The organism is Aeromonas sp. DSM 116730, assembly GCF_046581335.1.
Taxonomy (GTDB): domain Bacteria; phylum Pseudomonadota; class Gammaproteobacteria; order Enterobacterales; family Aeromonadaceae; genus Aeromonas; species Aeromonas rivipollensis.
The window spans coordinates 2,287,532-2,299,740 of record NZ_CP144265.1 but is presented as its reverse complement, the minus strand read 5'-3'; the positions used below and the strand labels follow the sequence as shown (position 1 = coordinate 2,299,740).

The window sequence follows — 12,209 nt, the reverse complement described above, 5'->3', positions numbered from 1 at the left end:
CACTCATTTGATGACCTCGATAAAGCGCGCGCCATCCAGTGGCTGCAAGCGGCCAATGGGGGAGAGTCTCAACCCGGCCTGCTCGGCAATGGCGAGGAATTCGGCCTCGGTTTCCTGGCCGACGGCCACCAGCAGGCCGCCGCTGGTCTGGGGATCGCACAGTATGTTGCGGGTGCGCTCACTCATGGCATCGAGCTTGTGGCCATAGGAGTCGTGGTTGCGCAGGGTACCGCCCGGCACGCAGCCCTCGGACAGGTAGTGATCCACCTCGTCCAGCAGGGGCAGCGCCTTGAAGTCGAGGCGAGCGCATACCCCTGAGCCTTCGCACATCTCCAGCAGGTGGCCCGCCAGCCCGAAGCCGGTGACGTCCGTCATGGCGTGCACGCCGGGCAGGGCCGCAAACTGCTGGCCAATCTTGTTGAGGGTGCACATGGCCTCGGGAGCCAGTTGCTCGTGCTCGGGCTTGAGCTTGCCCTTCTTCTGGGCCGTGGTGAGTATGCCGATGCCAAGGGGCTTGGTGAGATAGAGCACATCACCCACCTTGGCGGTGTCGTTCTGCTTGATGGCATCGAGCGGTACTATGCCGGTCACCGCCAGGCCGAAGATGGGCTCGGGGGCATCGATACTGTGGCCACCGGCGAGCGAGATGCCCGCCTCGTGACACACCTGACGACCACCGTCGATCACCTGCTGGGCAATCTCAGGCGCCAGCGTGTTGATGGGCCAGCCGAGGATGGCGATGGCGACTATGGGCTTGCCGCCCATGGCGTAGATGTCGCTGATGGCGTTGGTGGCGGCGATGCGGCCGAAGGTGAAGGGATCGTCGACGATGGGCATGAAGAAGTCGGTGGTGGAGACTATGCCCTGACCGTTGCCGATGTCCACCACGGCGGCGTCATCCTTGCTGCTGTTGCCGACGATCAGGGTAGGATCGTCAAAGCCCGGGATCTGGCTCTTCAAAATGGTGTCGAGCACCTTGGGGGAGATTTTGCACCCACAGCCAGCGCCGTGGCTGTACTGGGTCAGACGAATGGAAGACATGCTTACCCCTCTTGGTTCAAACTCATGTCGGCGCGCGTGACGCGGCGCGATAACGGTGTGACCTGTGTGAAGGGTCCACCAGAGACGGGTGATCCGGATGGGCGGCGGGCCGGCAGGGCGTGCCGGGTGGCATTGAGAGTCTGGCCCCCAGGGTCGCGCCAACGGAGTCACGGGACGGCGCATTATGCCACAAAGAGCGTGAGGATTCCGAACCCCATTGACTGCAAGAGGGCCAGGAGACGCCATCATTGGCGGGGCTGTGGGTGGCCCCGGCGGCAAAGGATGCCAGATGGGAATAGACTGGCAGGGTGCCACCCACACAAGGAGTTATCCCGATGAAACTCTATGCCCATCCCTTTTCGTCCTATAGCCAGAAGGTGCTGATCGCCCTCTACGAGAATGACGTCACGTTTGATTACCTCAACCTGGAGGCGGCGACGGTGAAGGCCGAACTCGCCAGCCTCTGGCCCCTCAAACGCTTTCCGGTGCTGGTGGATCAGGGGCGCACCCTGATAGAGAGCAGCACCATCATCGAATATCTCCAATGGGCGCATCCCGGCCCCCATTGTCTGGTGCCTGAGGGGGAGGCGGGGATCGAGGTTCACATGCTCGATCGCCTGTTCGACAACTATGTGATGACGCCCATGCAGAAGGTGGTGCTGGACAGGATGCGCCCGGCGGGGGATCACGATGGCTACGGCGTCGCCCAGGCCCGGGAGCTGCTGGACAAGATCTACCCCTGGCTGGACCAGCGCCTCGCCGGACGCACCTGGGCGGCAGGGGAGGCGTTCACCCTGGCCGATTGCGCCGCCGCCCCCTCGCTCTTCTATGCCGACTGGGCCCATGAGATCCCGCACTCACTCACCAGGCTGTGTGCCTACCGCGCCCGCCTGCTGGGTCACCCCTCCATAGTCCGGGGGGTGGATGAAGCCCGGCCCTATCGCCACTACTTCCCCCTGGGGGCGCCGGCTCGCGATTGAGATGAGCCTTGCTCATGGGCGACGTACGGTCAGCGTGGTCACAGGAGTACGCCCATTGATTGATGCAACGATAAGTTAACGGAAACAAAGGGTTGTCATTCGATTCCAGTCCACTATATTGGTTGAGCAGTTATCATTTCGTTGCCAATTCGTATTGGTACGATCAACAAACAGGTTAATCAATTGAGGATTCATGCATGAGACTGACCCAGATTGCCAAGAGTGTTGCATTGGCGGGTATGCTCGTCACCGTGGCCATGCCAGGCTTTGCTCAAGAGAGCCCCAAAGAGGCGACGACAGCGACCAAAGCGGCCAATGATGCCCTCTACAAGCAGCTCCCCTTCGCCAACAAGACAGATTTCACCAATGCCCACAAAGGCTTTATCGCCGCGCTGCCAGATGCAGTGATCAAGGGCGAGCAAGGCAATGTGATCTGGGATCCGACCAAATACGCTTTCATCAAGGAGGGGGACAAGGCACCCGATACGATAGCGTCAACCCCAGCCTCTGGCGCCAGTCGCAGTTGATCAACATCAGTGGTCTGTTTGAGGTCACGGATGGCATTTACCAGGTGCGCAACCTCGATCTGTCCAACATGACCATCATCGAAGGCAAGGATGGCATCACCATAGTGGATCCCTTGATTTCGGCGGAGACAGCCAAAATTGGTCTGGATCTCTACTACAAGCATCGCGGCAACAAACCGGTCAAGGCCGTGATCTACACCCACAGCCATGTCGACCACTATGGCGGCGTCAAAGGGGTAGTCAATGAAGAGGACGTCAAGTCCGGCAAGGTCAAGGTCTATGCCCCCGAGGGCTTCATGGAGGCGGCCGTAGCCGAAAACATCATGGCAGGCAACGCCATGAGTCGCCGCGCCAGCTATATGTATGGCAACCTGCTGCCGCCTGATGCCAAGGGGCAGGTGGGCGCAGGGCTAGGTACCACCACGTCCGCCGGTACCGTGACCCTTATTGCGCCAACGAATTACATCACCAAGACGGGTCAGAAAGAGAGTATCGATGGCCTGACCTATGAGTTCATGATGGCACCGGGCTCCGAAGCGCCAGCCGAGATGCTCTGGTACATCGAAGAGAAGAAGGCCATCTCTGCGGCCGAAGATGCCACCCATACCCTGCATAACACCTACTCCCTGCGTGGCGCCAAGATCCGTGAGCCGCTGCCCTGGTCCAAATACCTGAATCAGGCCCTGACCATGTGGGGCGACAAGGCAGAGGTGATCTTCGCCCAGCACCACTGGCCTACCTGGGGGAACGAGGAGGTCACGACACTGCTCAAGTCCCAGCGTGACCTCTATCGCTTTATCAACGATGAAACCCTGCGGATGATCAACCACGGCTATACCCGTGATGAAATCGCCGCCAAGTTCAAGTTGCCGGACAACCTGGCCAACACCTGGTCCAGCCGGGGCTACTATGGCTCCATCAGCCACAACGTCAAGGCGACCTATGTGCTCTATCTGGGCTGGTTTGACGGTAACCCGGCCACCCTGGATGAGCTGCCGCCGGTGGAGGCCGCCAAGAAGTATGTCGATTACATGGGCGGTGCCGACAATATCCTGAAAAAAGCGAAAGAGGATTTTGCTCAAGGCAATTATCGCTGGGTCGCCCAGGTGACCAGCAAGGTGGTCTTCGCCGATCCGGATAACCAGGCGGCTCGCGCCCTGGAAGCCGATGCCCTCGAGCAGTTGGGTTATCAGGCCGAATCCGGCCCGTGGCGTAACTTCTACCTGACCGGTGCCAAGGAGCTGCGTGGTGGTGTCAAGCAGTTGGCGACCCCGAATACCGCCAGCCCGGATACGGTGCGCGCCATGTCACTGGATATGTTCTTTGACTACCTGGCAGTGCGTCTGAACAGTGAAAAGGCAGGCAATGCCCATGCAATGCTGAACTTCGACTTCGGGGATCAGGGAGGTAAGTACAAGATCGAGCTGGAAAATGGTGTGCTCAACAACACCGCCAATGCCCAGGACGAGAAGGCCGATGCGACCATCACGCTCTCGCGCGATGTGCTCAATAACCTGCTGCTCAAGCAAACCACCTTCGAACAGGCGGTGGCCGCAGGGGACATCAAGATCAACGGCAATGCCGATAAACTCAAGGAAGTGCTCAGCTATCTGGACAACTTCGAGTTCTGGTTCAACATCGTTACCCCATGATCAAGCCATTAGCTCGACTCCTGCTCTGCGCCCTGGTCCTGGGGGCTTCCCCCACGACCAGGGCTTGCGGCTATGACATGGCCTGGGATAATCCCTTCCAGCTCAGTTGGCCAGGCTCGTTGGACATCGCAATGGCGACCTCGGCAGCCATCTCGACGGACAAGCTGAACCCCATCCCCGCCATCATGGGCAAAGAGGGGTTTTCCCGCAGCTACCAGTGGCTCAATCAACTGAGAGCGAGTCTGAAAACGACTGGTATTCCGGGCAATGTGTCCATTCTGCTGGTGGATTCAGGGCTCTGGTCCAGGTTGAGGGGCAAACAGACACTGTTGTTGCAGAGTCACACTCAGGGGCCCGTCGAGGGTGACAGGGTGGTGCTGCTGAGCGAGGCTGCCATTGATGCCTTGCTGGCGGGACGTCTCTCGGCGAGCGACGCCGTGGCGTTGGGAGTGATGCGGATCGATGAGGATGCTGGTGGTGTCTTGTTGCAACGGCTGGACCAGGCCCTTGCAAGGGAGATCGCCCGTCGTTGATACAACCGATAACGAAAAGGCCGCCCGTTGGGCGGCCTTTTTATTGGCGACATTCATGCAATGCAGATTGGTGTCGTCGCCAGGATCAGCGGGCGCGCACCACCAGACCCTTGAGGTAGAAGCCTTCCGGATAGGCGGTACCTATGGGGTGATCGGAAGCCTGGGAGAGCAGCTCCAGGATCTGGGCATCGCGACCAGCATCGAGGGCCGCATCGGCCACTATCTTCTGGAACAGGCTCTGCTCCATCAGGCCGGAGCAGGAGTAGGTCAAGAGCACACCACCCGGCGCCAACAGCTGGAACGCCAGCATGTTGATGTCCTTGTAACCGCGGCAGGCACCCAGCAGCTGGGCCTTGCTCTCGGCAAACTTGGGCGGATCCAGCACTATCACATCGAACTTCTCGCCCTTCTCGCGGTATTCCCGCAGCAGCTTGAACACGTCGTGGCGCACGAACTGGGTGGTGCTGGTATCCAGACCATTGAGCTCGGCGTTCTGGCGGGCTATGTCCAGGGCATTCTGGGAGAGATCGACGTTGACCACCTCACGGGCGCCGCCCTTGAGGGCGTAGACGCCAAAACCGCCGGTGTAGCAGAAGCAGTTGAGCACCCGCTTGCCTTCGGTGTACTTGGCGGCGGCCAGGCGGTTGTCGCGCTGATCCAGATAGAAGCCGGTCTTGTGGCCGTTGCGGATATCCACCAGGATCTTGACGCCGCCGTTCTCCTCGATCACCACAGGCTCGGTCGGGGTCTCGCCATGGATGACGCCGGTGCGCTCTTTGAGCCCCTCCTTCTTGCGTACCGCCACGTCGGAACGCTCATAGATGCTGCACTCCGGGTAGAGGGTACGCAGGGCTTGGGTTATCAGCTCGCGCTGGAACTCGGCCCCGGCAGACAGAATTTGGCACACCAGGAAGTTGGCGTAACGGTCTATGGTCAGGCCCGGCAGGCCGTCGGATTCGGCGGCGCAGAGGCGATAGCCGGTGAGGCCCTGACGCTTGATCAGCGGGTCCCGGGACTCCTGGGCATATTTGAGGCGACGGATGAAGAAGTCGAGATCGACGGTTTCATCCTTGTCGAAGGTCCAGACCCGGGCACGGATCTGGGAGCTGCCTGACCAGGCGCCCCGGGCGAGCCACTTGCCATCGTTTGAGTAGATCTCGACGGTATCGCCATCGATGGGGTTGCCCTGCACCTTGTCGATCCCCTTGGAGAAGATCCAGGGGTGACGGCGCAGCAGGGATTTTTCGCGGCCTTTGACGAGATAGATGGAAGCGCTCATGGGTAGTTGCCGATGCTAAAAAGAGAAGGGGGCATATAGTAGGGGCTGTTGCGGTTGGTGCGCAAGCCGCGTCGCAGCGATAAATGCACAGGCGCAGCTGTTGTGGCGCCGCGCGCCATGCGCAAAAACGCCTTGTATCGCCCCGACGGGATGCTGGAAAGGGTGTGAAAAAAAGGCCATCCGCGAGATGGCCTTTCTGTGACACTGGGCTGGCGTCAGATCCGCAGGCCCGTCATGGCCTGGCCGAGCTCGGTGGCGGTGGCCTTGAGGCCTGTGGTGCCGGCGACCGAGGCGCTGGCGGACTCTTCCACCCGGCTGGCCTCGTGGCGCACCTGGTCCAGGTTGCGGGTGATCTCTTCTGCTACCGAGCTCTGCTCTTCGCTGGAGGTGGCGATCTGGGTGCTCATCTCCAGCACGGCGTCGCTGTGGCTGCTCAGCTTGTCGATGTCCTGGCCCACCTCGGTGATGAGTTGCTGGCTGCTGGCGGCGCGCCCGACCGTCTTCTCCATGATGTCGTTAAGCGCCCCAGTGCCGGCCTGCAGCTCTTCAATCATCTGCTGGATCTCCACAGTGGCCTGTTGGGTGCGGCTGGCGAGGGTGCGTACCTCGTCTGCCACCACGGCAAAGCCACGGCCCTGCTCGCCGGCCCGGGCGGCCTCGATGGCGGCGTTGAGCGCCAGCAGGTTGGTCTGCTGGGAGATGGCGTTGATGACGTTGACCACCTCGTTGATGCGGTTGGCATTGTGGGTCAGCCGCTCGACGGCGCCGGAGGCGTTGCCTATCTCGTCCGCCAGGGTACGGATGGCGGCAATGGTGCGAGCCACCCGCTGGGCGCCGTTGGCCGCCTCTTCACTGGATTGGCGGGTCTGCAGCAGGGTGTCGTTGGCATTGCGGGCGACTTCGCGGATCGCCGCAGACATCTGCTCCATGGCGGCGGCCAGGGAGTCCATGTGCTGGCGCTGGGCGCGGGCCAGGGTCTCTCCGTCACTGGCGTGCTCGCGGAACTCGTCGGCGGCCATGGTGAGCGCCTCGGCGGACTCCTCCACAAGTTGCACTATCTTGTGCTGGCGATCGGTGAAGCGGTCGATGCTGCCCGCCAGGATGGAGAACTCGTCCCGCACCGGGAAGAAGTTGAGGCGGAAGGTGAGATCCCCGTTCGCCACCGTCTGCAGCGCCTTGTTGGTGGAGTAGAGGGCCCCGGAGACGAAAGTCATCAGATAGTGGGTGATGAGGGCAAGCAGGGCGGCCAGCACGGCTATGATGGTGAGGGTCGTCCCCTGTCCATCCCACATGGAAAAGTTGCCGGCGTCCAGGGTGCCGCTGACAAAACCAGCCTGACCGGCTTGGGCACTATATTGAAAACGATCTCCCTGCTGGGTCAGACCGGTGCTGCCGGTAGGCGCCAGGGTGAGCTCGGCCGGCAGGGTGAGGGTGGGCTGCTGGGTGATCAGCTGGGCCGTGGTCTCTACCCGTTGCTTGAGTTGATCCAGCCGGATCTGCATCTGCTGATCATGGCCGTCTGCCAGCAGGTACCAGGTGAGAAAGGCGATGAACAACAAGGGGCACCAGAAGGTGATGAGAAATTTTTCGCTGATCGTGAGGTGAATGAGATAACGGTCAACCCACCGGAATTTAACTTCTTTCATAATGGTATTGCGTCCTGCAAGGGGGAGAGAGTGTCGTGCTCATTATCGCCCTGGGGGAAAATTTCTTAAGGGGAAGGTGTGATAAATGGGAGAGCAATCGTTTGTCGTGCGGGTGTGGGGCCAGGTACAGGGGGTGGGGTTTCGTTACTTCACCCGGGAGCGGGCACTGCAGCTGGGGCTGAGGGGGCATGCCTACAACCTGGAAGATGGCTCTGTGGAGATCCTGATCGCCGGCCCTGAGCAGAAGGTGCAGATGATGCTGGGCTGGCTGGAACACGGGCCCCGAACGGCCACGGTGACCCGAATGGAGTGCACCCGGGCATTGCCCCCCACGGGCTCCGGTTTTCATACCAACTGAGCAGGCAGGAGGCTGGCAGATGATGGATCAGGGCAAGGGGCTGGAGCAGGCACGCCGTCTCATGGATCAATACTGGGCCGCCACCCTGGCCCTGCGCCAGCGGGCGGGATCGGAGGAGGTCCATGGCTACCGGATTGCGACTCGTCGCCTGCTGGCCCTGCTCGCCCTCTGGCGTCCCCTGATCCATGAACCCGGACTGGAGCGGCGACTGATGCGCGCGGTGGGCAGACTCTCCGCCCTGCGGGACGCCCAGGTCTATGCGGTGCACTTTGGCGGAAAGCCCCTCCCTGAGGCCGCCCCCCGGGTGCCCATGCTGACGGTGCGACTGGCGCGCTGGCTGGATCGGCTGTTGCTGATCCCTGCCGACTTCAATCCCCTGCCGCTTTTTCAGATTCATCTGGCGCTTGGTCTGGCGGATTGTATGGCCGATCCCGGGCTGGAGCACTCTGCCGGCAACAGGCTGCGGTTGCGTCACTGGCACAGGTTGCGGCTGGTCCTGAAGCAGACCCGTTATGGGGTGGAGCTGCTGGTGGGGCAGGGGGAGGGCGATCCAGCCTGGCTCTCCATGCTGATCGAGTGGCAGGACAGGTTGGGTCAGTTGCAGGACGCTCGGCAATGGCACAGGCGGCTGCGTCGCCAGACGGGGCGGAACAAGCAAGTGCGCGCCCTGCGGGAGGCGATACGCTGCCAGTTGCACCAGCTGGACTGCCGGCAGGCGGAGCTTGTAGGTCTGCGGATGGCGTTGCAGCGCCAAGGCTAGGGAGAAAGAGGAATAAAAAAGAGAGGCGCTGGGCCTCTCTTTTCATTTGGGTGTCGGCTGCGCTTATTTGACGCGCATGCCTGGCTGGGCGCCTTCCTGGGGCTCCAGGATCCAGAGATCCTTGCCGCCCGGGCCTGCGGCCAGCACCATGCCCTCGGACATGCCAAAGCGCATCTTGCGCGGGGCCAGGTTGGCCACCATCACGGTCAGCTTGCCTTCCAGATCTTCCGGGTTGTAGGCGGACTTGATGCCGGCGAACACCTGACGGGTCTCACCGCCGATGTCGAGCTGAAGTTTCAGCAGCTTCTCGGCTTCCGGTACCGCTTCGGCCTTCTTGATCAGCGCCACGCGCAGGTCAAGCTTGGCGAAATCCTCATAAGAGATGGTTGGGCTTATGGGATCGTCTGCCAGCGGGCCTGTCGCTTTTGGCGCCTGCTCCTTGGCCAGATCTTCCTTGGAGGCTTCCACCATGGCTTCCACCTTGGCGGGCTCGATGCGGGAGAAGAGCGCCTTGAAGGGTGCCAGCTGGTGGTGGGTCAATGGCTGGGCCACGCCATCCCAGGAGAGGGTTTCACCCAGGAAGGCTTCGGCACGCTCGGCCAGGTGCGGCATGACGGGCTTGAGGTAGGCCATCAGCACCCGGAACAGGTTGATGCCGACGGAGCAGACGTCCTGCAGCTGCGCATCCGCCCCTTCCTGCTTGGCGATGACCCAGGGAGCCTTGTCATCCACATAGCGGTTGGCCTTGTCGGCGAGTGCCATGATTTCGCGAATGGCGCGGCTGAACTCACGGGCCTCGTAGGCATCGGCAATGGAGGCACTTGCGCTCGCGAACTCGCTATAGAGCTCGGGTTCGCTGCACACATCGGCCAGCTTGCCGTCGAAACGCTTGGCGATAAAGCCGGCGTTGCGGGAGGCCAGATTGACCAGCTTGTTGACCACGTCGGCATTGACCCGGGAGACGAAGTCTTCGAGGTTGAGATCCAGATCGTCGATGCGGCTGTTGAGCTTGGCGGCGTAGTAGTAACGCAGGCACTCGGGATCCAGGTGCTTCAAGTAGGTGGAGGCCTTGATGAAGGTGCCCTTGGACTTGGACATCTTGGCGCCGTTGACGGTCACATAGCCGTGCACGTTGACCTTGGTCGGCTTGCGGAAACCTGCCCCTTCCAGCATGGCTGGCCAGAACAGGCAGTGGAAGTAGGCGATGTCCTTGCCGATGAAGTGATAGAGCTCGGCCTCGGAGTCTGCTTTCCAGTAGCTGTCAAAGTCGATGTCGCCGCGCTTGTCGCACAGGTTCTTGAACGACGCCATATAGCCGATGGGGGCATCCAGCCAGACGTAGAAGTACTTGCCCGGGGCGCCCGGGATCTCGAAGCCGAAGTAGGGGGCGTCGCGGGTGATGTCCCACTGTTGCAGGCCGGATTCGAACCACTCCTGCATCTTGTTGGCCATCTCTTCCTGGATGGCACCGGAGCCGCGCACCCACTCAGAGAGCCATTTTTCAAACTGCGGCAGATCGAAGAAGTAGTGCTCGGAGTCCTTCATCACCGGGGTAGCACCCGAGACGGCGGATTTCGGATCGATCAGCTCGGTCGGGCTGTAGGTGGCGCCGCAAGCGTCGCAGTTGTCACCGTATTGCTCCGGGGACTTGCACTTGGGGCAGGTACCCTTGACGAAGCGGTCCGGCAGGAACATGGACTTTTCCGGATCAAACAGCTGGGAGATGGTGCGGATCTTTATCTTGCCGGACTCTTTGAGGCGGCCATAGATAAGTCCGGCCAGCTCGCGGTTCTCGTCGCTGTGGGTCGAATGATAGTTGTCAAAGCTGATGTTGAAGCCGGCAAAATCCCCCTGATGCTCCTGGGATACGGCAGCGATCATCTCCTCGGGAGTGATCCCCATCTGCTGCGCCTTGAGCATGATGGGGGTACCGTGCGCGTCATCGGCACAGACGAAATGCACCTGATGGCCACGCATTCGCTGATAACGAACCCAGATATCGGCCTGGATGTGTTCCAGCATGTGGCCAAGATGGATGGAGCCGTTGGCATAGGGGAGGGCGCAGGTTACCAGCATTCTACGAGGATCAGTTGCCATAATACGTTCTTGATGTGCCTGTTGGGATGATACAGTGCCGAGCATGTTACCCGAATTGGGGGCGGCCTGCCTAGGGTTGTGGCCCGCAGGCCCGCAGCGGACGGCATCATGAGAACGTCGGCAAGCCACTGATTTGTGTGCGGTAACCCTTCACCTCAGGATAACGACAACATAATGGGGAGTTAATGGTGATTGATTCAGTAAAACAGATCCTTGCCGAATTTAAGCCGGCTGGATGGGGCCAGGATCTGGTGGCGGCCGGTTTTGTGCGTGCCATCGAGCAACATGGGCAGGCCCTGACCATCAAGCTGGTGCTGCCCTTTGCTGGCCAGACCCTGTTTGAACAGATGAAAGAAGCCTTCGATGCCCATATCAGGGCCGCCACGGGGGCCGCCATCGTCGACTGGCAGTGCGACATCGAGGTGGCGAGCATGCCTCGCGCCCAGCAACTGGCGGCGGTACAGGGCATTCGCAACATCCTGGTGGTGGCCTCAGGCAAGGGCGGGGTGGGCAAGTCCACCACCGCCGTCAACCTGGCGCTGGCCCTGCAAAAGGAGGGGGCGCGGGTCGCCATTCTGGATGCGGACATCTATGGCCCCTCGATCCCGACCATGATGGGGACCCTCAAGGAGCGCCCCCACAGCCTGGATGGTAAGTTGATGGAGCCTGTCATGGCCTGTGGTCTCAAGACCAACAGCATCGGCTACCTGGTGGCGGAGCAGGATGCCACCATCTGGCGCGGCCCCATGGCGAGCAAGGCGCTGGCGCAGATCCTCCACGAGACTCGCTGGGGAGAGGTGGATTACCTGGTGGTGGACATGCCGCCAGGCACAGGGGACATTCAGCTCACCCTGGCCCAGCAGGTGCCGACCACGGCCGCCCTGATCGTCACCACACCGCAGGATGTGGCGCTGGCGGATGCCCGCAAGGGGATCGCCATGTTCAACAAGGTCAATGTGCCGGTGCTCGGCATCGTCGAGAACATGAGTTATCACGTCTGCAGTGCCTGCGGTCATCACGAGGCGCTGTTCGGTACCGGTGGCGGCAAGAAGATGGCAGAGCAGTATCAAGTGGCACTGCTTGGTCAGCTGCCGCTGCACATCGACATCCGCCAGCACATGGACGATGGTTGTCCTACCGTGTTCGGATCACCGGAAGGAGGACAGGCTGAGGCCTATCTGAAACTGGCCCGTCGGGTGGGGGCCGAGCTCTATTTCAGCGGTAAACCGATTGCGACCCCCGCTCTACACGGTGGCGCTGGACGAATAATCGGCTGTCGGCCGGTTGCAACAGATTTAGGGTGGGCATGAACCACCCTTTTTTATATAATGGATCG

10 protein-coding genes and 1 pseudogene are annotated in these 12,209 nt (G+C 61.1%); 7 read left to right on the top strand and 4 right to left on the bottom strand.

Annotated elements, in window-relative coordinates; translation table 11 throughout:
- Positions 1–3: 3 nt before the first annotated feature.
- Positions 4–1,041, bottom strand: coding sequence for a selenide, water dikinase SelD (gene selD / locus Aeroheme_RS10475; protein ID WP_411165786.1), 1,038 nt, complete (start codon positions 1,039–1,041; stop codon positions 4–6).
- 335 nt (positions 1,042–1,376) lie between these two features.
- Here selD and Aeroheme_RS10470 point away from each other — a divergent pair, with 335 nt between their 5' ends.
- The 4 genes from Aeroheme_RS10470 to Aeroheme_RS10455 all read left to right on the top strand — a co-directional run bounded on the left by Aeroheme_RS10470 (position 1,377) and on the right by Aeroheme_RS10455 (position 4,733).
- The gene (locus tag Aeroheme_RS10470; protein WP_411165785.1) at positions 1,377–2,021 is read left to right on the top strand and encodes a glutathione S-transferase family protein; all 645 of its coding nucleotides are present in this window, start codon (positions 1,377–1,379) and stop codon (positions 2,019–2,021) included.
- Between the two features lie 197 nt (positions 2,022–2,218).
- A complete protein-coding gene (locus tag Aeroheme_RS10465; protein WP_411165784.1) occupies positions 2,219–2,548 on the top strand; it encodes a hypothetical protein in 330 nt (109 codons plus the stop codon).
- Positions 2,545–4,200 carry an alkyl/aryl-sulfatase gene (locus tag Aeroheme_RS10460; RefSeq protein ID WP_411165783.1) on the top strand — a complete coding sequence of 552 codons (1,656 nt, stop codon included), beginning with the start codon at positions 2,545–2,547 and terminating at the stop codon, positions 4,198–4,200. The genes Aeroheme_RS10465 and Aeroheme_RS10460 overlap by 4 nt, the downstream gene beginning before the upstream one ends.
- A gap of 131 nt (positions 4,201–4,331) precedes the next feature.
- Entirely contained in the window at positions 4,332–4,733 is a 402-nt protein-coding gene (locus tag Aeroheme_RS10455) for a hypothetical protein (RefSeq protein WP_244463656.1), read from the top strand.
- 85 nt (positions 4,734–4,818) lie between these two features.
- On the opposite strand, the gene Aeroheme_RS10450 is transcribed toward Aeroheme_RS10455, so the two are convergent.
- Entirely contained in the window at positions 4,819–6,012 is a 1,194-nt protein-coding gene (locus tag Aeroheme_RS10450) for a class I SAM-dependent methyltransferase (protein WP_163154837.1), read from the bottom strand.
- A 215-nt stretch (positions 6,013–6,227) separates the two neighbouring features.
- Positions 6,228–7,658, bottom strand: coding sequence for a methyl-accepting chemotaxis protein (locus tag Aeroheme_RS10445; protein ID WP_106886797.1), 1,431 nt, complete (start codon positions 7,656–7,658; stop codon positions 6,228–6,230).
- 85 nt (positions 7,659–7,743) lie between these two features.
- Here Aeroheme_RS10445 and Aeroheme_RS10440 point away from each other — a divergent pair, with 85 nt between their 5' ends.
- Together Aeroheme_RS10440 and Aeroheme_RS10435 are read left to right on the top strand one after the other, a co-directional pair.
- Complete coding sequence (locus tag Aeroheme_RS10440; RefSeq protein ID WP_106886796.1) at positions 7,744–8,016, top strand: acylphosphatase; 273 nt, start codon at positions 7,744–7,746, stop codon at positions 8,014–8,016.
- Positions 8,017–8,035: 19 nt separating this feature from the next.
- Positions 8,036–8,776, top strand: a complete 741-nt coding sequence (locus Aeroheme_RS10435; protein ID WP_411165782.1) for a CHAD domain-containing protein — start codon at positions 8,036–8,038, stop codon at positions 8,774–8,776.
- A gap of 63 nt (positions 8,777–8,839) precedes the next feature.
- Here the strand turns inward: Aeroheme_RS10435 and metG are convergent, their stop codons facing one another.
- Positions 8,840–10,873, bottom strand: a complete 2,034-nt coding sequence (gene metG, locus Aeroheme_RS10430) for a methionine--tRNA ligase (protein WP_411165781.1) — start codon at positions 10,871–10,873, stop codon at positions 8,840–8,842.
- Between the two features lie 185 nt (positions 10,874–11,058).
- On the opposite strand from metG, the pseudogene apbC reads away from it, so the two are divergent.
- Positions 11,059–12,142: pseudogene (gene apbC / locus Aeroheme_RS10425) on the top strand (iron-sulfur cluster carrier protein ApbC).
- Positions 12,143–12,209: the final 67 nt, after the last annotated feature.

Excerpts from the sequence above, each read along its gene's own strand:
- Aeroheme_RS10435 (WP_411165782.1), top strand. The coding sequence starts at position 8,036 with ATGATGGATCAGGGCAAGGGGCTGGAGCAGGCACGCCGTCTCATGGAT.
- Aeroheme_RS10465 (WP_411165784.1), top strand. The coding sequence starts at position 2,219 with ATGAGACTGACCCAGATTGCCAAGAGTGTTGCATTGGCGGGTATGCTC.
- Aeroheme_RS10445 (WP_106886797.1), bottom strand. The coding sequence starts at position 7,658 with ATGAAAGAAGTTAAATTCCGGTGGGTTGACCGTTATCTCATTCACCTC.
- Aeroheme_RS10455 (WP_244463656.1), top strand. The coding sequence starts at position 4,332 with ATGGCGACCTCGGCAGCCATCTCGACGGACAAGCTGAACCCCATCCCC.
- metG (WP_411165781.1), bottom strand. The coding sequence starts at position 10,873 with ATGGCAACTGATCCTCGTAGAATGCTGGTAACCTGCGCCCTCCCCTAT.
- Aeroheme_RS10440 (WP_106886796.1), top strand. The coding sequence starts at position 7,744 with ATGGGAGAGCAATCGTTTGTCGTGCGGGTGTGGGGCCAGGTACAGGGG.
- Aeroheme_RS10450 (WP_163154837.1), bottom strand. The coding sequence starts at position 6,012 with ATGAGCGCTTCCATCTATCTCGTCAAAGGCCGCGAAAAATCCCTGCTG.
- Aeroheme_RS10470 (WP_411165785.1), top strand. The coding sequence starts at position 1,377 with ATGAAACTCTATGCCCATCCCTTTTCGTCCTATAGCCAGAAGGTGCTG.
- selD (WP_411165786.1), bottom strand. The coding sequence starts at position 1,041 with ATGTCTTCCATTCGTCTGACCCAGTACAGCCACGGCGCTGGCTGTGGG.